Source organism: Streptomyces lacaronensis (genome assembly GCF_047337785.1).
GTDB classification, from domain to species: domain Bacteria; phylum Actinomycetota; class Actinomycetes; order Streptomycetales; family Streptomycetaceae; genus Streptomyces; species Streptomyces lycopersici.
On record NZ_JBLHDK010000003.1, the window covers coordinates 3,684,197 to 3,709,034 of the forward strand.

Annotated in this window: 19 protein-coding genes; 6 read left to right on the forward strand and 13 right to left on the reverse strand. The window is 72.2% G+C overall.

Annotated elements, in window-relative coordinates; genetic code table 11:
- Positions 1–263 precede the first annotated feature (263 nt).
- Positions 264–590, reverse strand: a complete 327-nt coding sequence (locus ACMTAK_RS15500; RefSeq protein ID WP_413806786.1) for a tetratricopeptide repeat protein — start codon at positions 588–590, stop codon at positions 264–266.
- Between the two features lie 290 nt (positions 591–880).
- Here ACMTAK_RS15500 and ACMTAK_RS15505 point away from each other — a divergent pair, with 290 nt between their 5' ends.
- From ACMTAK_RS15505 to ACMTAK_RS15515, 3 genes are all read left to right on the forward strand, one after another.
- The gene (locus ACMTAK_RS15505) at positions 881–1,894 is read left to right on the forward strand and encodes a sucrase ferredoxin (RefSeq protein WP_413806787.1); all 1,014 of its coding nucleotides are present in this window, start codon (positions 881–883) and stop codon (positions 1,892–1,894) included.
- Positions 1,895–2,070: 176 nt separating this feature from the next.
- Complete coding sequence (locus ACMTAK_RS15510; RefSeq protein ID WP_413806788.1) at positions 2,071–3,741, forward strand: ATP-binding protein; 1,671 nt, start codon at positions 2,071–2,073, stop codon at positions 3,739–3,741.
- Positions 3,738–4,448, forward strand: coding sequence for a response regulator (locus ACMTAK_RS15515; RefSeq protein ID WP_413806789.1), 711 nt, complete (start codon positions 3,738–3,740; stop codon positions 4,446–4,448). The genes ACMTAK_RS15510 and ACMTAK_RS15515 overlap by 4 nt, the downstream gene beginning before the upstream one ends.
- A gap of 13 nt (positions 4,449–4,461) precedes the next feature.
- Here the strand turns inward: ACMTAK_RS15515 and ACMTAK_RS15520 are convergent, their stop codons facing one another.
- The 3 genes from ACMTAK_RS15520 to ACMTAK_RS15530 form a co-directional block, all read right to left on the reverse strand.
- The gene (locus tag ACMTAK_RS15520) at positions 4,462–6,069 is read right to left on the reverse strand and encodes a solute symporter family protein (protein WP_413806790.1); all 1,608 of its coding nucleotides are present in this window, start codon (positions 6,067–6,069) and stop codon (positions 4,462–4,464) included.
- Positions 6,066–6,518 (reverse strand): DUF485 domain-containing protein, encoded by a 453-nt coding sequence (locus tag ACMTAK_RS15525; protein WP_413806791.1) that lies wholly within the window; start codon positions 6,516–6,518, stop codon positions 6,066–6,068. The genes ACMTAK_RS15520 and ACMTAK_RS15525 overlap by 4 nt, the downstream gene beginning before the upstream one ends.
- 220 nt (positions 6,519–6,738) lie before the next feature.
- A complete protein-coding gene (locus ACMTAK_RS15530; RefSeq protein ID WP_413806792.1) occupies positions 6,739–8,862 on the reverse strand; it encodes a DNA gyrase/topoisomerase IV subunit B in 2,124 nt (707 codons plus the stop codon).
- 441 nt (positions 8,863–9,303) lie between these two features.
- Between ACMTAK_RS15530 and ACMTAK_RS15535 the strand changes: the two genes are divergently transcribed.
- Complete coding sequence (locus tag ACMTAK_RS15535; protein WP_037964812.1) at positions 9,304–9,534, forward strand: DUF7455 domain-containing protein; 231 nt, start codon at positions 9,304–9,306, stop codon at positions 9,532–9,534.
- Between the two features lie 258 nt (positions 9,535–9,792).
- On the opposite strand, the gene ACMTAK_RS15540 is transcribed toward ACMTAK_RS15535, so the two are convergent.
- From ACMTAK_RS15540 to ACMTAK_RS15565, 6 genes are all read right to left on the reverse strand, one after another.
- A complete protein-coding gene (locus ACMTAK_RS15540; protein WP_413806793.1) occupies positions 9,793–10,623 on the reverse strand; it encodes a S1 family peptidase in 831 nt (276 codons plus the stop codon).
- Positions 10,624–10,837: 214 nt separating this feature from the next.
- Entirely contained in the window at positions 10,838–12,403 is a 1,566-nt protein-coding gene (locus ACMTAK_RS15545) for an RNA polymerase sigma factor (protein ID WP_413806794.1), read from the reverse strand.
- Positions 12,404–12,871: 468 nt separating this feature from the next.
- Complete coding sequence (locus ACMTAK_RS15550) at positions 12,872–13,825, reverse strand: FadR/GntR family transcriptional regulator (RefSeq protein ID WP_413806795.1); 954 nt, start codon at positions 13,823–13,825, stop codon at positions 12,872–12,874.
- A 252-nt stretch (positions 13,826–14,077) separates the two neighbouring features.
- Positions 14,078–16,321 (reverse strand): ATP-binding cassette domain-containing protein, encoded by a 2,244-nt coding sequence (locus ACMTAK_RS15555; RefSeq protein ID WP_413806796.1) that lies wholly within the window; start codon positions 16,319–16,321, stop codon positions 14,078–14,080.
- A 130-nt stretch (positions 16,322–16,451) separates the two neighbouring features.
- Positions 16,452–17,213, reverse strand: coding sequence for an NUDIX hydrolase (locus tag ACMTAK_RS15560; RefSeq protein ID WP_413806797.1), 762 nt, complete (start codon positions 17,211–17,213; stop codon positions 16,452–16,454).
- A gap of 355 nt (positions 17,214–17,568) precedes the next feature.
- Complete coding sequence (locus ACMTAK_RS15565) at positions 17,569–19,092, reverse strand: DUF4192 domain-containing protein (protein WP_413806798.1); 1,524 nt, start codon at positions 19,090–19,092, stop codon at positions 17,569–17,571.
- Positions 19,093–19,202: 110 nt separating this feature from the next.
- On the opposite strand from ACMTAK_RS15565, the gene ACMTAK_RS15570 reads away from it, so the two are divergent.
- Together ACMTAK_RS15570 and ACMTAK_RS15575 are read left to right on the forward strand one after the other, a co-directional pair.
- Positions 19,203–21,368 carry a RecQ family ATP-dependent DNA helicase gene (locus ACMTAK_RS15570; RefSeq protein WP_413806799.1) on the forward strand — a complete coding sequence of 722 codons (2,166 nt, stop codon included), beginning with the start codon at positions 19,203–19,205 and terminating at the stop codon, positions 21,366–21,368.
- A 229-nt stretch (positions 21,369–21,597) separates the two neighbouring features.
- On the forward strand, positions 21,598–22,221 hold the full coding sequence (locus tag ACMTAK_RS15575) for a hypothetical protein (RefSeq protein ID WP_413806800.1): 624 nt from the start codon (positions 21,598–21,600) through the stop codon (positions 22,219–22,221).
- Positions 22,222–22,320: 99 nt separating this feature from the next.
- On the opposite strand, the gene ACMTAK_RS15580 is transcribed toward ACMTAK_RS15575, so the two are convergent.
- From ACMTAK_RS15580 to ACMTAK_RS15590, 3 genes are all read right to left on the reverse strand, one after another.
- The gene (locus ACMTAK_RS15580; protein ID WP_413806801.1) at positions 22,321–22,980 is read right to left on the reverse strand and encodes a hypothetical protein; all 660 of its coding nucleotides are present in this window, start codon (positions 22,978–22,980) and stop codon (positions 22,321–22,323) included.
- 68 nt (positions 22,981–23,048) lie between these two features.
- On the reverse strand, positions 23,049–23,750 hold the full coding sequence (locus tag ACMTAK_RS15585; protein ID WP_262702812.1) for a ribonuclease HII: 702 nt from the start codon (positions 23,748–23,750) through the stop codon (positions 23,049–23,051).
- 191 nt (positions 23,751–23,941) lie between these two features.
- The gene (locus tag ACMTAK_RS15590) at positions 23,942–24,835 is read right to left on the reverse strand and encodes an ADP-ribosylglycohydrolase family protein (RefSeq protein ID WP_413806802.1); all 894 of its coding nucleotides are present in this window, start codon (positions 24,833–24,835) and stop codon (positions 23,942–23,944) included.
- Between the last annotated feature and the right edge of the window lie 3 nt (positions 24,836–24,838).

The following is a 24,838-nucleotide window of genomic DNA, read 5'->3' on the forward strand; positions in this document are numbered from 1 at the left end:
CGGCTCGCCGGGGCCCGGCATGACCCGGTGTGACGGCTACCCCGCTCCCTTCGCCCGGCACGATCCCTCGCCGCGGTGCCGCAGGGGCCCGAGTACGCCCGCCCTGCCCAGGGCGAGGGCCATCCTCCGCCGTGCGGGCGACCGCGCCAGGCTCCCCCGGCCGCCGCCGGGAGAAGCCCCCTGTTCGCGGCCGCGCGCCCCGGTCCGCGGCCGGGCGCCACGGTGAGGTCGGCCCCGGACAGCCGACGGCCACGGCAAACGATTCAGTGGCCGCTGCCGTTGCGCCGGGCGCGCATCTGCCGGAGGGCAAGGCGCGCGCCGTCGTGGCCGCGGTCGGCCGCCCGCTGGAAGTGCCGCTCCGCCTCGCCCAGCTCGCCGCGGTCCAGATGCACGGTGCCGAGCACTACCATGGCCGAGAGATCCCCCGTCCCGGCGGCCTTGCCGAGCCAGTGGACCGCCTCGGCGTACGCGCCCCGCTGCCCCAGCCCGATGCCGTAGACGGTCATCCCCCGCGGATCACCGGCCTCGGCCGCCTTACGGGCGAGCGGTTCGGGAATCGGCCGCCCCTCGTCGTAGGCCGCCCTCACCATGGCCCTCAGCCCGGGATCCAGCGGGCGCGCCCCGCGTCTTCCCCGGCGGCCGCGCCACCGCGCCCATAAGCCACCCATATCCGCCCCCTCCGCCCCCTGGGTGCCATTTTCCCGGCTGCTCCCACCCCATGGAACGGTGAGTACGCGGCGGAATACGGACTGCCGCGCTCCGCCGGCCTGGGGCCGATGAGGCGCCGTTCGGCTCGGGTCGTTCGTCCCTCCACCACGGCTCGGGCGCGTACGCACGACCCGGTGAGCGCTCTCGATCAAGAGAGGTTAGGCTTACCTTCGTGAGCACGTGCGCGACCGCCTCCCGCGACCTGTCCGAGCCGCTCGCCGGGACGGCGGCCACCGCCTCCACCTGGCTGCTGGTGGAACAGCCCGGGCCCTGGGGCACCGAGGCCCTCACCGCCAGCCGCCTCGACCCGGCCGTAGGGCGCGCCCTGGAGCGCGCCGCCGAGGGCACCGGCGTACGGGTCGCGCTGATCCGCCGCCCCGGCCGCCACGCCGATCTGCACACCGGCGCCAGGCACCGGGTGTTCGTGGCCCACACCCGGCCCGGCCGCTCCTGGATCCGCACCACCGCGCTGGACGATCCGGCACGGCTGCTCGGCCTTGACTTCGCCGCACTGGGCGCGGGCGACCCCGACGGGCTCACCCTGCGACCCCATGTGCCCCACGAATTCCACGAGCCCCACAGCCCCGCCGCTGATCCCGCCGCCTGGGAGGAGTACACCGGCGACCCGCTGGTGCTGGTGTGCACCAACGGCAAGCGCGACCGCTGCTGCGCCCTCCTCGGCCGCCCCCTGGCCGGTGAGCTGGCCGCCTCCGGGGTCCACAGCACCTGGGAGATCACCCATATCGGCGGCCATCGCTTCTCCCCCACCCTCGTCGTACTGCCGCACGGCTACGCCTACGGCAGGGCCACCGCACGGGGCGTCAAGGACGCCATCGAGGCGCTGCGGAACGGCCGGGTGGTCACCGACGGCTGCCGCGGCCGCTCCACCTGGGAGCGCCCCGGCCAGGCGGCGGAGCTGGCCATCCGCGAGCTGACCCGCGAGGACGGGGCCGACGCGCTGACCGTCGTACGGACCGAGGGCGAGGCCCCGGTCTGGTCCGTGACCGTCGCGCACCGCGACGGGCGGGCCTGGCGGGTGAGCGTCGCGCAGCTCGCCGCGGCGCCACCGCGGCCGGAGAGCTGTGGCTTCCCCCTGGGCTCCCCGGCCCGGATGGAGGTCGTCGGGGTCCGGGCCGCCCGGCGGCCCACGCACGGCGTACGGGCGATGGCCGCCGGGCGCCTCTGACGCCCAGGCCCCGCCCCCGTAAACCCATGGCGCCTCTGACGCCCAGGCCCGGCCCCCGGTAAGCCCGCACCCACTCCCGCAGCACCCCGGGATCGCCGCTCCCGGCCCCCTCCGCGGGCGCCTCCCCGGGTCCTGCCCCGGTCCCTCCCGCCCGCCCTTGGTTACCCTTCGTTGCCATGAGCGCCGCGATACCGCCGGGGCCGGCAGCCACGGCCACCAGGTGGCGCATCGGCTGGCCCCGACGCGTCTTCTCCCAGGTCCTGCTGATGCAGCTGGCCATCGCCACGGGTGTCACCGTGCTCGCGACCGGCCTCTTCCTCGCGCCGCTCAGCGACCACCTCGACGACCAGGCCATGCGCCGTGCCCTCGCCATCGCCCAGACCACGGCCGCCGAGCCCCGGATGGCCGACGCGCTCCAGCACACCCGGCCCACCCCCGGCGGGCCGGTGCAGACCGAGGCGGAACGCATCCGCCGGGCGACCGGCGCCGAATATGTCGTGATCATGGACCGGCGCGGGGTGCGCTGGTCCCACACCTCCCCGGACGAGATCGGGAAGCATGTCTCCACCGACCCCACCGAGGCCCTCGAAGGCCGGGAGGTCATGGAGATCGACGACGGCACCCTCGGCCGGTCGGCCCGCGGCAAGGTGCCCCTGCGCGCCGGGGACGGCCATATCGTGGGCGCCGTCTCCGTGGGCATCTCCTACGAGAGCGTGCGTGCCCGGCTCGTCGCCGCGGTCCCGGAGATGCTCGCCTACGCGGGCGGCGCGCTCGCCGTCGGCGCCCTGGCCGCGTACGTGGTCTCCCGCCGACTCCAGCGACGCACCCATGACCTGGCCTTCTCCGATATCTCGGCACTGCTGGCCGAGCGTGAGGCGATGCTGCACGGCATCCGGGAGGGCGTCGTCGCCCTCGACGCCCACGGCCGCATCCGCCTGATCAACGACGAGGCCCAGCGGCTGCTGGATCTGCGCCCCGAGGACACCGGGCAGCCCCTGGAGGCGGTACTGTCCCCGGGCCGTACGACCGATGTGCTGTCCGGGCGGGTCACCGGCGCCGATCTGCTGGCCGTCAGCGGCGGCCGGGTGCTGGTCGCCAACCGGATGCCGACGGACGACGGCGGAGCGGTGGTCACCCTGCGTGACCGCACCGAGCTGGAGCGGCTGGGCCGCGAGCTGGACGGCACCCGGGGGCTGATCGACGCCCTGCGGGCTCAAGATCATGAGCACGCCAACCGGATGCACACCCTCCTCGGCCTGATCGAACTCGAACTGCACGACGAGGCGATGGAGTTCATCACCGAGGCGATCGGGGTGCACCGGGCCACCGCCGAGCAGGTCACCGAGCGGGTGCACGATCCGCTGCTGGCCTCCCTGCTGGTCGGCAAGGCCACGGTCGCCACCGAACGCGGCGTCTCGCTGTCCGTGGCCGAGGACAGCCTGCTGCCCGACCGGCTGGTGGACCCTCCGGGGGTGGTGACGATCGTCGGCAATCTCATCGACAACGCCCTGGACGCGGCGGTCGGTTCGCCGGAGCCGCGGGTCGAGGTGGAGCTGTGTGCCGACGACCGTACGGTTTTGCTGCGGGTCTCCGACACCGGCCCCGGGATCCCCGCCGACCGGCGCGACGTGGTCTTCACCGAGGGCTGGTCGACCAAGGAACCGCCCGCGCACGGCAAGCGGGGCATAGGGCTCGCGCTGGTCCGCCGGCTCGCCGAACGCCAGGGCGGCAGCGTCCGCGTGTCCGACCGCGAGGGCGGGGGCGCGGAGTTCACCGTCGTCCTCCCCGAGGCGCTGGCCGAACAGCCGGCTGGGGCGCCGCTGACCGCGACAGGAGAGCCACGATGACCCTTGGAACCGGACCGGGCGGGCCCCTGGGGGTGCTGGTCGTGGACGACGACGTCCGGGTGGCCCGGGTCAACGCCGCGTACGTCGGCAAGGTGGCCGGATTCCGTGTCGCCGGGCAGGCGCACACCGCCGCCGAGGCGCTGGCCTTCCTGGAGGACGCCCAGGGCGCCCACGTCGACCTGGTACTGCTCGACCACTATCTGCCGGATGAGACGGGGCTGTCGCTGGTGCGACGGCTGCGGCAGCTCGGCCACCACACCGACATCATCATGGTGACCGCGGCCCGCGACATCGCGACCGTCCAGGCGGCGATGCGCCATGGCGCACTCCAATACCTGGTCAAGCCGTTCACCTTCGCGGGGCTGCGGGCCAAGTTGGAGGGGTACGCGGCGCTGCGCCGCGCCCTGGAGGGCGACGGCGAGGCCGGGCAGGACCAGGTGGACCGGATCTTCGGTGCCCTGGGCGGCGCCTCGGCCGGCCCCGCGGAGCTGCCCAAGGGCCACTCCGCGCTCACCGCCGATCTCGTACGGGAGGTGCTGCGCGGCGCTGAGGGCCCGCTGTCGGCGCAGGAGGTGGCCGAGCGCTCCTCGCTCAGCAGACAGACCGCACAGCGCTATCTGAAGCTGCTGGAGCGCACGGGCCGGGTGCGGCTCAGCCTCAAGTACGGCGAGACCGGCCGCCCCGAGCACCGCTACGACTGGGTCTGAGCCCTTCCCCGCCTCAGGCCGCGCCCGCCCCGGTGAGGGCCCGCACCTCCGTCTCGGCGTGCTTGGCGACATGGGCGGGGACGTCCGCGGGGGCGGGTGAGGTGACCGTCCCGAGCCAGCCCGCCAGGAACCCGAGGGGCACCGAGACCAGCCCCGGGTTCTGGAGCGGGAAGAGGTGGAAGTCCACCCCGGAGAAGATCGCGTCCGGACCGCCGGAGACCACCGGGGACAGCACCACCAGCGCCACCGCGGGAAGCAGCCCCCCGTAGACCGACCAGACCGCGCCGCGCGCGGTGAACCGCCGCCAGAACAGCGAGTACAGCAGCACCGGAAGGTTCGCCGACGCGGCGGCGGCGAACGCGAGCCCCACCAGGAACGCCACATTGAGATCCTCGGCGAGCAGCCCAAGACCGATCGCGGCCGCCCCGATCCCCACCGCCGCGATCCGCGCGACCACCACCTCGCCGCGCGGGGTGCGGCCCGCCCGTCTGCTCAGCGAGGCGTAGAGGTCATGGGCGACGGAGGCCGAGGAGGCGAGGGTGATCCCGGCGACGACGGCCAGGATGGTGGCGAAGGCGATCGCGGCGACGACCGCGAACAGCACCGTGCCCCCGGTCGATCCGGCGCCACCGCCGAGGTCGAGCGCGAGCAGCGGAACGGCCGTGTTCCCGGCCGCGTTGGAGGTCCGTACGGCATCGGTGCCCAGCACGGCGGCCGCGCCGAAGCCGAGCACGATCGTCATCAGGTAGAAGCCGCCGATCAGCCCGATGGACCAGATCACCGAGCGGCGGGCGGCACGGGCGGTGGGCACGGTGTAGAAGCGCGACAGGATGTGCGGCAGCCCGGCGGTGCCCAGCACCAGGGCGACGCCGAGGCTCACGAAGTCCAGCCGGGCGGTCCAGTCGCCGCCGTACTTGAGCCCGGGGGCGAGGAAGTCCACGCCGTGGCCGCTGTTACGCGCGGCGGTGCTGAGCAGGGTGTCGAGATCGCCGCGGAAGCGGACGAGGACCAGGGCGGTCAGCGCGATCGCCCCGCCCATCAGCAGCACGGCCTTCACGATCTGGATCCAGGTCGTGGCGCGCATCCCGCCGAGCGCCACGAAGACCACCATCAGGGTGCCCACGCCGATCACCGTCCAGGCGCGGGCGCGGCCGCCGGTCTCCCCGAGCAGCAGGGCGACCAGACTGCCCGCGCCGACCATCTGGGCCACGAGATACAGCACACAGACCGTGACCGAGGAGATGCCCGCGGCGATCCGGACCCGGCGCTCCCGCATCCGCGCGGCCAGCACATCGGCCAGGGTGAACCGGCCGCAGTTGCGGACCAGTTCCGCCACCAACAACAGGACCACCAGCCAGGCCACGAAGAAGCCCACGCAGTAGAGCACCCCGTCATAGCCGAAGAGCGCGATCAGGCCGGAGATCCCGAGGAAGGAGGCGGCGGACATGTAGTCACCGGCGATGGCGAAGCCGTTCTCCATCGGGGAGAACAGCCGCCCGCCCGCGTAGAACTCCTCCGGCGAGCCGTGCCGCCGGCGCCCCGCCCAGGTGGTGATGGCCAACGTGGCCGCCACGAAGAGGCCGAAGAGCAGCAGCGCCAGGCTCTGCTGATTGCCGGTCACCGCCCGTGCCCCCGCATCATCTCCTGCGTCACCCAGCGGAGTTCGAGCGCGACCCGGTCCCGGCGCAGCCGTGCGTGCCGGGCGTACGCCCAGGTCAGCAGGAAGGTGGTGGCGAACTGCGCGAGTCCCGCGACCATCGCCACATTGAGCGTGCCCACGACCGGGCGGGCCATCAGTCGGGGTGCGGTGGTGGCCGCGACGACATACGCGAGGTACCAGATGAGGAACGCGGCGGTCACCGGGAACACGAACCGGCGATAGCGGCGGCGCACCTCCTGGAAGGCGGCGCTGCCGTGCACCTCCGTGTAGACCGCCTGGGCGGCGGGTGGACGCGCGCCCCTGGGTTCGCCGTCCGTGTCGTCCGCCTCACCCCAACCGGACGCGAGCGCGTCATACCACGGGTCCTCCAGTCGCGCCGCTCCCGTGTCGCGCGCGTTGTGCATGTCCACCCGAACACTCCTTGTTCACTGCGGCATTCACCGCGTGACCAAGGATGTGCAGATCAGAAAGATCCAGAGCCCTTCAATACCGGACCTTCACCCCATCAGGTGACTCAGGTGATGAACGGCCCGGAAACGGCACTACAGAAGCGGGCAGCGCGGGGAAACGCCCGGCGGGGTCTCCCGGGTGGGAGACCCCGCCGGACCGGCCCTGCCGAGGGGCCGGGCGTCAGACGTCGATGCGCGACCGGTCCAGGGTCGCCGCCGAGTTGGTGATGAACTCCTTACGGGGCGCGACCTCATTGCCCATGAGCAGGTCGAAGGCGCGCTCGGCCGCCTCCAGGTCGCTGATGTTGATGCGCCGCAGGGTGCGGTGGCGCGGGTCCATCGTGGTCTCCGCGAGCTGGTCGGCGTCCATCTCGCCGAGACCCTTGTAGCGCTGGATGCCGTCCTTGTAGCGGATCTCCCGGCGCTGGAGGTCCAGCAGGGTCTCCTGGAGCTCCTGGTCGGAGTAGGTGTAGAGGTACTTGCTCTGCCCCCGCTTGGGGTTCACCAGCTCCACCCGGTGCAGCGGCGGCACCGCCGAGAAGACCCGCCCCTGCTCGACCATCGGCCGCATATAGCGCTGGAAGAGGGTCAGCAGCAGACAGCGGATGTGGGCACCGTCGACATCGGCGTCGGCGAGGAAGATCACCTTGCCGTAGCGCGCCTGGTCGATGTCGAAGGTCCGGCCCGATCCGGCCCCTATCACCTGGATGATCGCGCCGCACTCGGCGTTCTTGAGCATGTCGGAGATCGACGACTTCTGCACATTGAGGATCTTGCCGCGGATCGGCAGCAGCGCCTGGAACTCGGAGTTCCGGGCCAGCTTGGCCGTACCCAGCGCCGAATCCCCCTCGACGATGAACAGCTCGCTGCGGCCCACGTCGTCGCTGCGGCAGTCGGCCAGCTTCGCGGGAAGCGAGGAGGACTCCAGCGCGGTCTTACGGCGCTGCGCCTCCTTGTGCTGGCGGGCCGCGATGCGCGTACGGGCCGCGGCCACGACCTTCTCCAGGACGGCGCGGGCCTGCTGCTTGGCGTCCCGCTTGGAGGAGGTCAGGAACGCCTTGAGCTCCTTGGCGACCACATTGGCCACGATGCGGGAGGCCGCCGAGGTGCCCAGCACCTCCTTGGTCTGGCCCTCGAACTGCGGCTCCGCCAGCCTTACGGTCACCACCGCCGTCAGGCCCTCCATGGCGTCGTCCTTGACGACGTCGTCCTCGGCGACCCGCAGCAGCTTGGTGGCGCGCAGTGCCTCGTTCACGGTCCTGGTGATCGAGCGCTCGAAGCCGGAGACATGGGTGCCGCCCTTGGGGGTGGCGATGATGTTGACGAAGGACTTGACCGTCGCGTCGTAGCCGGTGCCCCAGCGCAGCGCGATGTCGACGCCCAGCTCGCGGGTGACCTCGGTCGGGGTCATGTGACCGCGCTCGTCGAGGACCGGCACGGTCTCCTTGAAGGTGCCCTGCCCGGACAGCCGCAGCACATCGCAGACGGCCTTGTCCTGGGCGAGGTACTCACAGAACTCGCTGATCCCCCCGTCGTAGCGGAAGGTCTCCTCGACCGGCCCCTCCCGCCCCTCCAGACCCCGCTCGTCCCGGACCACCAGGGTGAGCCCCGGCACCAGGAACGCGGTCTGCCGGGCGCGCGCGTACAGCGTCTCCACGGAGAGCTTGGCGTCCTTGAGGAAGATCTGGCGGTCCGCCCAGTAGCGGATGCGGCAGCCGGTGCGGGTCTTGGGAACCCTCTTGCCCTTGAGGAGGCCGCTGGACGGGTCGAACGGGGCGTCCGGCCCGGATTCTGTGAAGATCCCGGGGACGCCGCGGCGGAAGCTGATCGAGTGGGTCTTGCCGTCGCGGTCCACCTCCACGTCGAGACGGGCGGACAGCGCGTTCACCACGGAGGCGCCGACGCCGTGCAGACCGCCGGAGGCCGCGTACGAGCCGCCGCCGAACTTTCCGCCGGCGTGCAGCTTGGTCATCACGACCTCGACGCCGGACAGCCCCGTCCTGGGCTCGACGTCCACCGGGATCCCCCGGCCGTTGTCCCGCACCTCCACGGATCCGTCGTCGTGGAGGATCACCTCGATGTGATCGCAGAAGCCACCCAGGGCCTCGTCCACCGAGTTGTCGATGATCTCCCAGAGGCAGTGCATGAGGCCACGGCTGTCGGTGGAGCCGATGTACATACCGGGGCGCTTGCGCACCGCCTCGAGCCCCTCGAGGACGAGAAGGTGCCGCGCGGTGTAGTTACCGCCGCCCCGGTCTGCTCCGGTCAGCAGCGCAGTGGACGGCACGGACGTGTCGGCGGTCACGCGGTTCGCTCCTCGCTGAATTTCTGGTTGGCCCAGCTGTGGGCACGATGGTGGCATGGTCGCCTGTCAGAGCGTACCGAGGCTTGATAGAGCCTTTGTGCCGCCACCCGCTGAAACGTCCATGCTAGTCGCACCGGCCACCGTTTCGCTCGTACGTTCGATACCTCGCGGCGGTGCCGCACACATCACGTTCCCTTTCAGGCATGAACCATTTAGGCTCCGGGCACGTCCTCATTCACAACCGGCAACCCGGCCGGGAGGGCAAACCAGACAATCGACGCGAAGCATCAAAGCTAGGCAATACGGCTCATTCGCCGCCAAACGTCACCATCCGGCCTACTCAGAAGCAACTTTTGGGAAAAAGCCACGAGCGGGAACGATTTCAGGCTGGTTGGATGTTGACCCTGGTACGACAGCTCGTCGAGCTAGAGAAGAGGCGACGTGACTACTGTTCTGACCCCCGCGAGCCCGTTGACGGCCGCTGACCGCTGCGATCGCTGCGGCGCCCAGGCGTACCTGCGCGTCGTTCTGATCAGCGGTGGTGAACTGCTCTTCTGTGCCCACCACGGGCGCAAGTTCGAGCCGGAACTCAAGAAGATCGCCGCGGAAATACAGGACGAGACCGAGCGACTCACGGCCGTTCCGGCGTCCGCGTCCGAAGACGAACGCTGACGCCTCACACCCACGACGACGAGCGACGCCGGCCCAGGGCCGGATTCCGGGCGGTCTGCCCCCTGAGCGGGGCGGCCGCCCACGCTCGTATCGTGGGTCTTTCCGCGCTTTCGGCATGGCCCAGGGACAGTCCTTCGACATGGCCCAGGGGCAGTCTTCCGGCGTGACCCAGGCAGTCTTCCGGCATGGTCCAAGGGCCCTGCGGAGCTCGCTCCGGGACCCCTTCCGGGCCCTTCCACAGGTACCCACGGACCCCGGTCAGCCATGGGCGGCCACCAGCTCGGCCACCGAAGAGATCCGCGTGTAGACGCCGGGCCGCCCGGCCACGGCGCATCCACTCCCCCAGGACACCAGGCCCACCAGCCGCCCCCGGACCACCAGAGGCCCTCCGCTGTCCCCCTGACAGGCGTCCCGGCCCCCGTCCGGCAGCCCCGCGCAGACCATGGAGCGCGGGTCGTAGTCCCCCTCGGCATTGCCCGGATAGGCGCTCTCACAGACGCTGTCGGCCAGCACCCGGACCGTGGCGGTGCGCAGCGACGAGGCATAGGTGCCATCGCCCTCCGTATCGCCCCAGCCGTACACCGCGGCCCGTTCACCCGGCCGGTAGGCCTGGTCACCGGTACCCGCCATGCGGATGGTGTAGGCCGCGGGCACCGCGACCCCCAGGGTGAGCACCGCGATGTCCCCGGCCCGGTTGTCGCCCTCGTACGCCGGATTGACCCACACCCGCGCGAGCGGGTACTCCACCCCGTCCTTCTTCCGCAGGTCGTTGCGACCGATGATCACCTTCAGGTCCCGTACCTCGCGCCAGTCCTTGCCGAGCACCCCACGGCTCAGACAGTGGGCCGCCGTGACGACCGTTGTGGGCCCCACCATCGCCCCGCCGCAGAACTGGCCCGACCTCTTCTCCCCGAAGAGCGCACGGCTGGCCACGGCCACCGCCCAGGGCGCCTCGACCGTACGGGCCGGATGCCCGCCGATCACCACCCGATCGGCCGTCGCCGGGGCGGGCGCGGTGAGCACTATCGCGAGCGCGGCGGCCAGCGGCACCGCCAAGGCGATGAGCAGCGAGCGGGGCGACCTGAACATGCGGCCTCCTGACCATACGGAGTGAGACGCACACTCAGCGTTACCCTCCCCGTCGCGAAGCGCATCCCGAGTGGGCCAAGCGGGGAACATGGCGCCGGAGGACTTGGCACCGCGCCTGGCGGCAACAGCGCGAAGGCCGGGCCCCTCGGAGGGGGCCCGGCCTTCGCGCCGCTGCCGCTTCCGCCATAAGGCGGCTATGAAGCGGCGGTCCGCATCAGTCCAGGTAGTCGCGGAGAACCTGGGAGCGGGACGGGTGGCGCAGCTTCGACATCGTCTTGGACTCGATCTGGCGGATGCGCTCACGCGTCACGCCGTAGACCTTGCCGATCTCGTCGAGGGTCTTCGGCTGGCCGTCGGTGAGGCCGAAGCGCATCGAGACCACGCCCGCCTCGCGCTCGCTGAGCGTGTCGAGCACGGAGTGCAGCTGCTCCTGCAGCAGGGTGAAGCTGACCGCGTCGGCCGGGACGACCGCCTCGGAGTCCTCGATGAGGTCGCCGAACTCGCTGTCGCCGTCCTCGCCCAGCGGGGTGTGCAGCGAGATCGGCTCACGGCCGTACTTCTGGACCTCGATGACCTTCTCAGGGGTCATGTCGAGCTCCTTGGCCAGCTCCTCCGGGGTGGGCTCACGGCCCAGATCCTGGAGCATCTGGCGCTGGACGCGCGCCAGCTTGTTGATGACCTCGACCATGTGCACCGGAATACGGATGGTGCGGGCCTGGTCGGCCATGGCGCGGGTGATCGCCTGACGGATCCACCAGGTGGCATACGTGGAGAACTTGTAGCCTTTGGTGTAGTCGAACTTCTCGACCGCGCGGATCAGACCGAGGTTGCCCTCCTGGATGAGGTCCAGGAAGAGCATGCCACGGCCCGTGTAGCGCTTGGCCAGCGAGACCACCAGACGGAGGTTGGCCTCCAGGAGGTGGTTCTTGGCGCGGCGGCCGTCCTCGGCGATGATCTCCAGCTCGCGCTTGAGCTTGGGGGCCAGCTTGTCGGAGTTGGCTAGCTTGTCCTCGGCGAACAGACCGGCCTCGATGCGCTTGGCGAGCTCGACCTCCTGCTCGGCGTTGAGCAGCGGGACCTTGCCGATCTGCTTGAGGTAGTCCTTGACCGGGTCGGCCGTGGCACCGGCCGCGGCGACCTGCTGCGCCGGGGCGTCGTCCTCGTCCTCGTCGGAGAGCACGAAGCCCGCGTTCTCCGGCTCGGCCTCGGCGCCCTCGGGGCCGGGCTTGCCCGGTGCCTCCTCGATGACCTCCTCGCCCTCGAGGAGCTCGTCGGTGACGTCCTTCTTGGCGGTGGTCTTCTTCGCGACCGTCTTCTTCGCGGCGGCGGCGGTCTTCTTGGCGACCGTCTTCTTGGCCACGGTCTTCTTGGCGACGGCCTTCTTCGCGGGGGCGGCCGCGGCCTCACCGACCGGGGCAGCGCCCGGGTCCGCGGTGGGGGCGACCGGGGCGGCGGGGGTCTTCTTGGCGGCGACCGTCTTAGCCGCGACAGTCTTGGTGGCGGTGCGCTTCGCCGGGCTCTTCGCTGCGACGCTCTTACGGGTGCGCTTGGGCGCCTCTGCGGCACTGACCATCAGCGTCACACCCTCCTCGTCGAGGATCTGGTTGAGGCTGCGCAGTACGTTCTTCCACTGGGTTGGCGGAATCTGGTCAGCCTCGAAGGCCCGGCGCACATCGTCGCCGGCGATCTGCCCCTCAGCCTTTCCCCGCTCGATGAGCGCCATGACAGACTCCGACTCGGCGATCTCCGGCGGGAGCGTACGGGATGTGCTGGCCGACACGAACAACCTCTCGGAACGTTGGAAACGGCTTCCGGCTCAGTCCGCTGGGGACCGGAGCCGACGACCGCCGGCAGGGATGAACCGACGGCGCGGGCGGAGTGCGGAGGGGTACAGCGTTTTGAGCGACATCCGTATTCCCTCCGCGGCTGCCACCTCTTTAATCATCGCGCTGCCCCAAAGAGCGTTACGCCCAATACTCGTGGCCCGAGTCACACCCCATAACGGTCTTAATGCCCATCCAACGGGACAGAAAACTCCCAGTCGCGCACCGATGGGAGTCACACGGCGCCGATCGATCACATCGCGCCGCGCCGCCGAACCCGCGACGCGGGATCCGGCGACGCCCTCTCGTACGCCGTACGGCATTCATCGGGCCGGAATTCGCCGCCTACTGACACCGCCCTGCCGTACGTCGCACGCCGCATGCTCCGGAAGCCCGGCGATCCGGGTGACCGGACGCGCCGCGGCTCAGTGCTCGCGCGGCGCGGGCACCCCGACCTCGGCGTGATCGAGATCCGGGTGGACGGTCAGCAGCTGGCGCATCGCCGCCTCGGCCGCCGCGGCGTCACCCTCGCCGACCGCCTCGACGATCCTGCGGTGGTGGGCGACCCCCGCCTCGGTGAGGCGGTCGCAGCCGGAGACCGGGGCCCCGGAGACATGGAGCGCGGCGGCGACGATGCCCGCCAGGTGCTCCAGCATCCGATTGCCCCCGGCCTGGAGCAGCAGCGCGTGGAACTCGGCGTCGGCGCGGGAGAAGGTGAGGGCGTCACCCTGTGCCAGCGCATGGCCCATGATCTCGACCATGTCGGCGAGCCGCTGCTGCAACTCCTCGCGGCCGTGCCCGGCGGCGAGGCGGGCGGCCAGCGGTTCGATGGTCCAGCGCAGCTCGCACAGCTCACGGCGCTGGTCGTCGCGCTGCGGACCGAAGGCGCGCCACTCGATGATGTCCGGATCGAGCAGGTTCCAGTCGCTGACCGGGCGGACCCGGGTGCCCACATTGGGGCGGGCGCTGACCAGGCCCTTGGCCTCGAGGACGCGCAGCGATTCCCGTACGACGGTACGGGAGACCTCGAAGCGCTGCCCGATCTCCTCGGGGACGAGCGGACGGTCCGCGCCCAGGTCGCCGGAGACGATCATCTGGCCCAGCTGCTGAACGAGTTGGCCGTGCAGCCCGCGGCCCCGGTTGCCGGCCGCGCGTCGGCCCACCCGGCCGATCTCCGCCTCGGTTCCGTCCCAGGCGGAGGGGGCGCTGCCGCGGTCGGCGCCGGGGGCTTCGGCGTAGGTGTAGCGGTCAAGCTCGCCCGAACCGGCCAGGCCGGAGTCGGCGGGGCGAGCCGCGGTCATCGTGGTGTGCGCAAGGGTACTCACGCATCCTTTGTCGGCGACGCCTCGGAAGCCCTTGAGGTCTTTGGTGAAAAGCACACGAAAGGGTGATCGCCCATTACCTCATAATTGACGCTCAATCGGACAGAAAGAAGCATCCCTCGGGGAGTTGCGAGCAGTTCGCGCGATGGCTGTGCGAATCCACTTCGGGCCTGATCCACTGGCCTGGGGACGGGGCCTCGCGGCCTCCGGACCGAGCGGGCTACGGGGTGGGTGCGTCGGAGCGGGCGGGCTGGTGGTCGACGGGGCGGGCGGGCGCGCCCGGCGCGGGACGGGTGCTACCGGCGGGTGCTACTGGCGGGTGCTCTTGCCGCGCAGACCGGTGAGGGCGTAGGCGCACAGCAGGACGGCCACCGACAACATCAGCGCCTGTCCGACCGGTTGGGACGCGAGCCGCAGCGCGACCCCCAGCCCTCGGTCGATCATGGAAGGCGACCGGTCCAGCGTCGCCGCGCGCAGCCGGTGCGGCAGCATGACCAGCGAACGCAGCGACGGGTCCTGCGCCGCGCGCTGGACGACGGGCACCGCGAGGATCGGCACGGCGAGCAGGGTGGCCAGCCCGAGCGCGGTGGAACGGAAGACTCCGGCGGCGAGCAGCCCGGCCCACGACGAGCCGATGGTCAGGCCGAAGACGCCGACCACCAGCGCGGGCCAGTCGCCGGGCAGCGGCACCGCGTTGCCGCCCACGAGCAGCAGGAGCGCCGCGCTGTCGAGCACGATGACGCCGAGCGACAGCAGGACGGCCCCGGCCGCGCAGACCGCGAATTTGGCGGCCAGCAGCCCGAGTCGGCGGGGCACGGCGTCCCGGGTCGCGCCCAGCGCCGGAAAGCGGAACTCGTCGCCGAAGGCGAGGGCGCCCAGGAGACCGGCCGCGATGGCGACGGGAGGCAGCGGGAGGTCGGCGGGCCAGCCGGTGAGCCGGTGCAGCTCCCCGGTGCCGCCGGCACGGGCGAGCAGCACGGAGGCGAGGAGCGAGGCCACGATGGAGGCGACGCCGATCAGCCAGCCGGTCCTTACGCCGGTGGCGCGGCGCACCTCGTAGCGCATCGGCCAGGCGGGGCCGGGGAAGCGGAGCTTGGGGAGCAGCCGCAGCGGGGGCGCCTCCGGGTCGCGGGCGCGGGCGGCCGCGGGAGTCCCCGGGCCCAGATCGGCGGTCTCCTCGACCAGCCGGTGGACCACGATGCCGTGGCGGTATGCGGTCTCCCCGACCGATGCGGGGGACAGGCCGTAGACGGAGATATGGGTGTCGTCGTCCCGCACCACGGAGAACGGGTCGGCGGGCGCGGCGACCGCCTCCTCATCGGACTCGGTCCCGGCTCCACTCCCGACCCCGGCCCCGGCTCGCGCGTGGACCGCTTCGGCGCCGACCGCTTCGGCACCGGCAGCGGGGGCGGGGATGGAGGCTGGGGCGGGGGCAGGGGCGGAGGCAGCCTTGTCCGCCGGGTTTGCCGCGTCTGGTTTGTTCGCCTTGTCGTTGGCCGCCTTGCCGCTGGCCGTTTTGCCGCTGGCCGTTTTGCCGCTGGCCGCCGTGTCGTCGGCCGTCTTGTCGTTGGCCGCGGCTTCCGCGGTGGCCTTCTTCGCCTCGGGCGCGGCGGAGCCCCGAGTGGCGAACTGGGCCATCCTGACCTTGCGCCAGAGCGCCCTCTTCCTGGCCTTGGGCCCGGCGCTCTCAGCCTTGACGACGTCGTCCCCGCCGGCCACGTCGGGCTGGGCCGTGTCGGCCTGGGCAACCTCGGCTTTGGCCGCGAGCTCGGCCGCCGCCCGCGCCTCCTCCGCCGCCTGGGCCTCGGCCAACTGCCGGGCGGCCACGACCTCCTCCTCCAGGACGGCGGCGAGGCGGCCGACGAGCGGCGAGTGGACGACGACACGGGGGCGCAGCCGGGTGCGGGCGAACTCGTCCACCGGCTGATCGGCCACCAGCCGCCCCGATTCCAGGGTGAGCACCTGGTCCGCCAGGCGGATCACGCCCTCGGCATCCTCGGTGGCGACGAGGACGGCGCCGCCGTGGGCGGCGAATTGACGCAGCAACCCGTAGAGCCAGGTGGTCTCCCGCGCCGACAGGCCCCGTGCGGGCTCGTCGAGGACCAGGGTGTGCGGGTCTCCGAGCAGCGCGGTGGCGATCCCGAGACGGCGCTCCGCCCCGGTGGAAAGATCACCGAGACGCTCATCCGCCAGATCGGTGAGGCCGACCACATCGAGCACGACATCGGCGCGTGCGGCAGCCACCCCGGCCGCGGCACCGAGCATCCTCAGATGCCCCCGCACGGTGCGGCCCGGGTGGCCCGGGACGTCCTCGAGGAGAACGCCGATCTCATGAGCCGGGCGCCGGATGCGGTGCAGGGGGCGGCCCCGGAAGAAGGCGGAGCCATGGCCCCGGTCGAGCTGCAGCAGAAGCCGCAGCGCGGTGGTCTTGCCCGCGCCGGGGCCGCCGAGCAGTGCGGTGACCCGGCCCGCCGGGGCCTCGAAGGTGAGGTCGTCGACAACGGGCGGATGGTTGCGGCGGGGGGTGCTGGTCAGTCCGGTGGCCTGGATCATGGCTTCTCCCGCGGGGCATGGAACCGCTCGATGGCACGTGGGGACTGGTCGCGTACCGGAGAACGTTAACCCGCTATGTCCTATTTCGTCAGGACATAGCACTCCCGGGGAGTCGTCGTGTCATGGCCCGTCACACCTCGGGACGAAGCATGGGCGGATTGAGCAGCGTCGCCCCTCCGGCCCTGAACAGCTGGGCGGGACGGCCGCCCTGACGGGTCGTCGTACCACCGGTGGGCACCAGGAAGCCCGGGGTGCCGGTGACCTTGCGGTGGAAGTTGCGCGGGTCCAGCGCCACACCCCACACCGCCTCGTACACCCGGCGCAGCTCGCCGACCGTGAACTCCTGCGGGCAGAAGGCGGTGGCCAGCGAGGAGTACTCAATCTTGGAGCGGGCGCGCTCGACCCCGTCCGCGAGGATGCGGGCATGATCGAAGGCGAGCGGGGCGGCCAGATCACTGTCCCGCCCGAAGACCCCGTCCTGGTCGAGCAGCGATTCGACCGGCGCCCAGCGGACGCTGTGCGCGTCGCCCCCGGCCCGGGGAGCGGGCAGATCGGGCGCCAGCGCGAGATGCGCCACGCTGACCACGCGCATCCGGGGGTCCCGCTTCGGATCGCCGTAGGTGGCGAGCTGCTCGAGGTGGGCCGCGTTCGGCGGAACCGGAAGCGTGGGGTCATGGGCGAGTAGCCCGGTCTCCTCGGCCAACTCCCTGGCAGCGGCGACGGCGAGATCCTCATCGGGCCGCACGAAGCCGCCGGGCAGCGCCCACCGCCCCTTGAAGGGCGGCTCCCCGCGGCGAACGGCCAGCGCACACAGTGAATGCCGCCGCACGGTGAGCACGACCAGATCAACGGTGACGGCGAATGCCGGGAAAGCCGACGGGTCGTAGGGCATGACGCGATCATAGTCGTCTGCCTGACGATAATCAGGCCCTTGAGCATGATCACCGATGTTCGTGAAATCGCTCTCTCAAGCGCTCGCCTGCGCGATTCCCACACCCCCTTCCGAATCCCCCGAGCCACCCCACGCGGGCGAACCGCCACCCCCAACCCACCGGCCGCCCCGGACCGTCGCGCCTCGTCAGACCCCCTCACCGTCCACTGTCCACCCCTTGGCCGCCGGACCTCAGCACACCACCGCCCGCCCACCGCCCGCCCCCGGGGCCGCCGTGTCTCAGGTCGGAGCCGTCCGGCGGATGGGCACCCCCAGGGCAACCTCGCAGCCGCCCCAGGACCCCGGCCCGGCCGGGTCAGCGGCGGCTGCGCGTGCCCCGGCCGCCGGTGCGGCGCCGGGCGCGTGGCCGCCCTTCCGGGCGGCGCCTGCCACCCGGGGCGCTCGACCCTGCCGAGCCGCTCCTGCCGCCCTGCCCCGCCACCCCGCTCGACCGCTCCCGCGCCGACTGCTGCTCCCTTTGGCCTTCCGCCTCCCCCGATTCCTCCGCTTCGTCCAACTCCTCCGCTTCCGCGCGGGCGGCCGATACGGCGGGCTCAGCCGACTCGACCGGTCCGGCCGCTTCCATGCTCGTTTCGGCCGGGGCTCCGGCCACCCCCTGCGGCTCGGCGGCGGCAGCCAAGTCGCCGCGGCGCTCCAGCTCCGCGTGCACCGCGGCGTGCACGGCACGGTCGGCGCGGTCGGCCAGGTCGGAGCGCTCGGAGTCCTCCCGGCGCAGACATTGCCGCAGCAGTTTCGGATGGACCCCCTCATTGCACGCCTGGTGCAACAACCTCGCGAAGAGGTAGTCGGGATCGACTCGCAGGGCTCGCCCGAGCGCCACCCGTGCCATGAGCTCATCACCCGCCGACCAGGCGACCCACCCCGCCAGGGTGAGCGGCGCCGCCGCATGCTCCCCGTAGGAGCCGACACAGCGTCGGGCCAGCGCGCGCCACAGCCGCAGCGCCGCGTCGGCGTCCGCTTCCTCCATCCAGCCGGCCACCCGGTCCCGGGTCCGCCGGTCCTGCAGCCCGATGATCATCGCGGCCGCCTCCTGGTCGTCGAGCAGGCCGTCATCGCGCAGGTCGGCCGCACAGGCGTCGGCGACCGGCGGCGCGGCCTGGAACGAGTCCAGCATCCGGCCCACCAGACCGAGGGTTTGGGCACGCACCGTCACGGAGCCACCGGCATCCAGAATCCTCGGTACAAGATCGGCCCCGGCCGTATCCAGCGCCCGCTCCTGCCCATCGGCCCGAGGCGCCCCGAGCGGGGCGAGCCTGGCCTCCATCTCGCGCAGCGAGCCGCGCACCTGGACTCCCGCGAACGTCGCCGCCGCGGCCATGACCGATGTGCCGGGCAGGGCGAGCGGAACGCCTTCCGGCGGACAGCAGCGCCGGTCGGGGCAGACATACGACCAGAACCGGCCGCCGGAGATGCACAGCGCCTCGAACACCGGCACCTCCAACCCGCCGCACGCGACACGCAGCCGCTGAGAGAGTGGCCGCAGCCGCTCCATCGCCTCCTGCGCGGACTCGCCCTCGGCCGGCTCCTGGCACAGGAACAGAACGACTCCGTCCGGCCGCACGCCCCGCCGCTCGCTGCCGCTGATCAGGCATTCGGCGAGCTGATCGCAGACCTCGGGCCACTCCTCCGGGACCCTGGGAATGCCGAGCCTCAGCCTGCCGCCGAACCGGCCGCGGGCGCCGTGCAGCGCGATCATCACGATGCTGTCGTCCGGCTGAAAGCCCAGGACATAGGGCAGGGCATCGGCGAGCTCGGCCGGGCTGCGGAGGGTGACCTGCTCTTCGCCGGGCAGACCGGCCGCTTCGTTGTGTCGAGTCATGGCCCGACGGTCCCTCAGCCCAGCCGACCCCGCCACCCCTGTGGATAACGTTATCCACAGGCTGCCGGGGGCGTTGGCGCGATGTCGGCGGGATCGGGTTGCATGGGGGCATGAGCGACGAAGACCTGCGCCTCTCGGCCGACCGCGTCCTGGCCCGCCTCGTCGGGGACACCACCGGCTCCGCCCGGCTCCGGGAGGATCAATGGCGAGCGATCGAGGCGCTCGTCGCCGAGCGCCGCCGGGCGCTGGTCGTGCAGCGCACCGGCTGGGGCAAGTCGGCGGTGTATTTCGTCGCCACCGCGCTGCTGCGCGAGCGCGGCAGCGGCCCGACCGTGATCGTCTCCCCGCTGCTCGCGCTGATGCGCAACCAGGTCGAGGCCGCCGCGCGCGCCGGTATCCAGGCCCGAACGATCAATTCCGCGAACACCGAGGAGTGGGACACCATCCAGGCGGAGGTGGCCGCGGGAGAGGTGGATGTGCTGCTGGTGAGCCCTGAGCGGCTCAACAATCCCGACTTCCGCGACCAGGTGCTGCCCCAGCTCGCCGCCGCCACCGGCCTGCTGGTCGTCGACGAGGCACACTGCATCTCCGACTGGGGCCATGACTTCCGGCCCGACTACCGCAGGCTGCGCACCATGCTCACCGATCTTCCCCAGGGTGTGCCCGTGCTCGCCACCACCGCGACCGCGAACGCACGGGTCACCGCCGATGTGGCCGAGCAGCTGGGCACGGGAGAAGGAGCCGGGCGGGCGCTGGTGCTGCGCGGCCCGCTGGACCGGGAGAGCCTGCGGCTGGGCGTGCTGCCGCTGCCGGACGCCGCGCATCGGCTCGCCTGGCTCGCCGACCACCTCGAGGAGCTGCCGGGCTCCGGGATCATCTACACCCTCACCGTGGCCGCGGCCGAGGAGGTGACCGCGTTCCTGCGGCAGCGCGGCCACACCGTCGCCTCCTACACCGGCAAGACGGAGAACGCGGATCGCCAGCAGGCCGAGGAGGACCTGCTGGCCAACCGGGTCAAGGCGCTGGTCGCCACCTCAGCGCTGGGCATGGGCTTCGACAAGCCGGACCTCGGCTTCGTGGTGCATCTCGGTTCGCCGTCCTCCCCCATCGCCTACTACCAGCAGGTCGGGCGCGCCGGGCGCGGTGTGGAGCACGCGGAGGTGCTGCTCCTGCCCGGTCGCGAGGACGAGGCGATCTGGCGGTATTTCGCCTCGCTCGCCTTCCCGCCCGAGGAGCAGGTGCGCCGCACGCTCGACGTGCTCGCGTCGTCGGACCGGCCGGTGTCGCTGCCCGCGCTCGAACCCCAGGTCGAGCTGCGGCGGTCGCGTCTGGAGATCATGCTCAAGGTGCTCGACGTGGACGGCGCGGTGCGGCGGGTCCGCGGCGGCTGGACCGCCACCGGGCAGCCCTGGGCGTATGACGCGGAGCGGTATGCGTGGGTGGCGCGCCAGCGGGAGACCGAGCAGCAGGCCATGCGGGAGTACGCCACGACGGCCGACTGCCGGATGGAGTTCCTGCGGCGGCAGCTGGACGACGAGAAGGCGGCGCCCTGTGGCCGCTGTGACAACTGCGCGGGGGCGCGGTTCACCACCGAGGTGTCCGCCGCCGCGCTGGACGCGGCGCGCGGTGAGCTGGGGCGGCCCGGTGTCGAGGTGGAGCCGCGCCGTATGTGGCCGACCGGGCTGCCCGCGGTGGGCGTCGACCTCAAGGGCCGCATTCCGGCGGGTGAGCAGGCCGCTCCGGGCCGGGCCCTGGGCCGTCTGTCCGACATCGGCTGGGGAAACCGGCTGCGGCCGCTGCTGGCCCCACAGAACCCGGACGCCCCGGTGCCCGACGATGTGGCCGGTGCGGTGGTGACCGTGCTCGCCGACTGGGCCAAGGGTCCCGGTGGCTGGGCTTCGGGCGCGCCGGATGCCCCGGACCGCCCGGTGGGCGTGGTCACGATCGCCTCGCGCACCCGCCCACAGCTGATCGGGTCACTCGGCGAACGGATCGCCACCGTCGGCCGGTTGCCCCTCCTTGGAAGCGTCGCGTACCACGACGGCGAGATCGACACCCGGGTGCCGCGCACCAACAGCGCCCAGCGGCTGCGGGCGCTGCACGGCGCGCTGACCGTACCGCCCCCGCTGGCGGCGGCCCTTGCCGAGGCGGGTGGACCGGTGCTGCTGGTGGACGACCTGGCGGACACCGGCTGGACCTTGGCCGTCGCCTCCCGGCTGCTCCGCCGGGCCGGGGCGGCCGGGGTGTTTCCGCTGGTCCTGGCCGTGCAGGGATAGGGGCGGCCGCGGTTGCGTCGAGGCGCGAACCGGCGAGGAATATAGAACGCACATCCCGCCAAAACGGTCAGTGGTGCCGACTGTGCATTGCCGCACGCGGGCGCTACCGCGAGAATCGTCATCAGCTCCCCCGCCCCCGGTCCGGCCGTGGTACCGACGGGGCTGTGTCGTGGCCCGCGCCCGTGCCCGACCCTTCGCACGGACCGTGGGCGCAGACGAAGGGAGGACCGTGACCTTCGGCTTCGTTCCGCCACCGGCCGCCGATTCCGCTTCCCGAGCCGGCCGGATGCTCCAGCCCGCCGAGTGGGCGGCAGCGGGAATCCCGTTACTGCGCAATCCACGCGAGGTGGTCACCGGACTGCACATCCGCCATCTGCCGACGCCCTCGACCGCCGTCGTCGCGGTCCTCGATCCGGAGGAACGGCTCGCGGCGAGCGCCTCGTTCGTCCGCCGCGGCGCTGCCGCCGTCGACGGATGGGACTTCCGGAACGCCCTGCTGGCACAGTTGCGCCGGGTGATCCCGCACGATCTGCGACGCCGCACACCGATCCGCACCGCCGTGCTGCTCTACTGCCGCGAGGGCGAGAGCCGGTGGACGGAAGAGGACGGCGCCTGGATGTGGGGACTGCGCGACGCCTGCACCCTGCACGGCCTGCGCTGCGGTGCGTACATCACGCTGACCCACGACGGATGGCGGGTCCTCGGTGAGGGGCGGGGCGGCCGTCGGCCGCACTCCGCTTCGCCGCCGACCGAGCTGGGCGTGGCCGTCGAGGGCGACGGCGACGCCAAGGCGCTGCCGCGGCCCCACCTGGGAGGGCGGCGCAAGGCACTGAGCCACCCCGCCGCCGTCTGACGGTCGCGGGCCGCACGGCCACCGGCCGTCCGGACGCCGGACAGCTCCGCCACGGGGGGCAGAGACCGCCGGACACCGGGCGTTCGGGGACGTGCGGCCTCAGGCGCCCGGACCGATGAGGGTGTTGATGCGCTCCGGGTCGCCGCAGACGATCAGCAGCGTCCCGGCACGGCCCATCGCCTCGGGCAGCGCGCGGGCCACGGCGTCGTCCACACCACCGTTGACGGCGACGACCACGACCGGACGGTCCTTGAGACGGTCGGCGTCCGCGCCGGCGTAGAAGACATCGTCTCCGGCGTCGTGCTGCGCCCAGTAGGACGCCTCACCGAAGGACAACTCATGTGCCGCCCACGGATGCTGCTCCCCGGTGGTCAGCACCAGGATCTCACCAGGGGGCCGACCGGAATCCAGCAGCAGGTCGACCGCCTCATCCGCCGCGTCCAGGGCGCCGTCCACCGTGGCGGGGATCAGCTGGATCTGGGGCGTGGCCTTCGTGGCGGTGGGTGCGGCCTTGGCAGCCGAAGCCGCCGGGGCGGTCGGCACGGGCTTCGTCGCATCGCTCGTGGTGCGCTGCGACTGAGCCGACGAGGTTCCGGCGGAGCCACGGTTGGGACCGGGGCTTCCGGGCCGCCGCGGTGCGGGCCGGGGGCCGGGACCAGGGACAGGACGAGGGGTCGGCGCGGTACGGCCTGCGGCCGGTGTCGCGCGGGGACCCGGGACACTCTCGTGAATCTGAGGCTCCTCGGGGATGAGAGGCATGGGCTGATGTCTATCAAACGTCGATGCGAGTCGCATCGGCGGGTGGCGGTTTTGACCGCTTGGTCTGCTCAGAAGTCGAAGCCGAGTTGGCCTTCGTCCTCCAGCCCGACCGGTTCGGATGTGCTGCGGAACCGCTTCAGGTGCCGCCAGCGGGGCAGCCCGTCCATATAGGCCCAGGACAGCCGGTGGTGGGGCGTGGGCCCCAGTTCCCGCAGGGCGGCGCGGTGTGTGGGGGACGGATATCCGGCGTTGTCCCCGAAGCAGAAGTCCGTGTGCTCGACTCCCAGTTCGGCCATCATCGCATCCCGGTGGACCTTGGCGATCACCGAGGCGGCGGCGACGGACACACAGGACTGATCGCCCTTGATGACCGTACGAACCGTCCAGGGACCGCCGAGGTAGTCGTACTTCCCGTCCAGGATCACCGCATCCGGCCGGACCGGCAAAGCGTCCAGCGCACGCGTGGCGGCCAGCCGGAGGGCGGCCGTCATCCCCAGGTCGTCGATCTCCTCGGGAGAGGAGTGACCCAGGGCGTGTGCCGTGACCCAGGAGTCCAACTCCAGGGCCAGGGCCGTGCGCTTCTTGGGACTCAGCAGCTTGGAGTCGGTGAGCCCGGTCGGCGGACGGCGCAGACCGGTGACTGCCGCGCAGACCGTCACCGGACCGGCCCATGCCCCGCGCCCGACTTCGTCGATACCGACGACGATCTTGGCTCCCGTCGTGGCTCGGAGCGAGCGCTCGACACTGTGGGTGGGCGGTTCATAGGCCATGGCGAGGACAACCTTACGCCGCTCTTACCTGCGTTCGGAACCCGGATCCCCAGCAGTGATCACGGGGCGCCGCCGACGGTCGCCGCCCTGGTGGATCCGGTGGCCGCTTCCATCCAACACGGCGCGACGCAAGGCTGGTTCGAAGGATGGGGCAAACCGGACGGCGCACCGCACCACGCCCACGCGAGAGGTCAGCCGGTGCCCGCCGGGACCCACTCCGGCAACGCCTCGGTGCGCTCCAGCCAGTCGGCGGGCGGCGCACCGGCGGCCTCGGACGCGATCACTCCCCCGACGATGGCGCAGGTGGTGTCCACATCTCCGCCGGCCGAGGCCGTCCTCCAGAACGCCTCCTCGTAAGAACCCAGGTGGCGAGCGGCCGCCCACAGGGCGAACGGCACGGTGTCATGGGCGCTGGTGCGGCGGCCACAGCCGAGCACCGCGGCGACGGTCCCGGCGTCCGCGTAGTCGAGCATGTCGCGGGCGCGGCGCAGCCCCGCCCGGACGGCGCTGCGCGGCACCACCTCGACCACCCGGTCCAGCAGTTCCCCGGGCCCGCCGTGGCCCGCCGGATCGGCCACCAGAGCCGCGGCCGCGGCCACCGCCATAGCTCCCGCCACCGCCTCGCGGTGCTGATGCGTGGTGTACGCCGAGATCTCCGCCTGATGCGTGGCCTGCTCCACATCGCCCGCGTACCAGGCACCCAGCGGGGCGATCCGCATGGCGGCGCCGTTGCCCCACGAACCCTGGCCCTGGAACAGCCCGGCGGCCAGGTCACGCCATTCGCCGCCCTCCCTGATCAGGCGGAGCATCCGGTTCACGGCGGGGCCGTACCCCCGGTCGAAGTCATGGTGGTCGGCGAAGGACCGGGCGAGATCGTCCTGGTCGATCCGGCCGTGGGTCACCAGGGCGGCCAGGATCGAACAGGCCATCTCGGTGTCGTCGGTCCACTGCCAGGGGGTGGGCGGCAGCTCGCGGCGCTTGAGGTAGGGATAGTTGGCGGGGACGAAGAACTGGGAGCCGAGGGCGTCGCCCACGGCCAGCCCGCGCAGGCTCCGCAGAGCCCGGTGCAAACGGTCAGCGGTCATCGC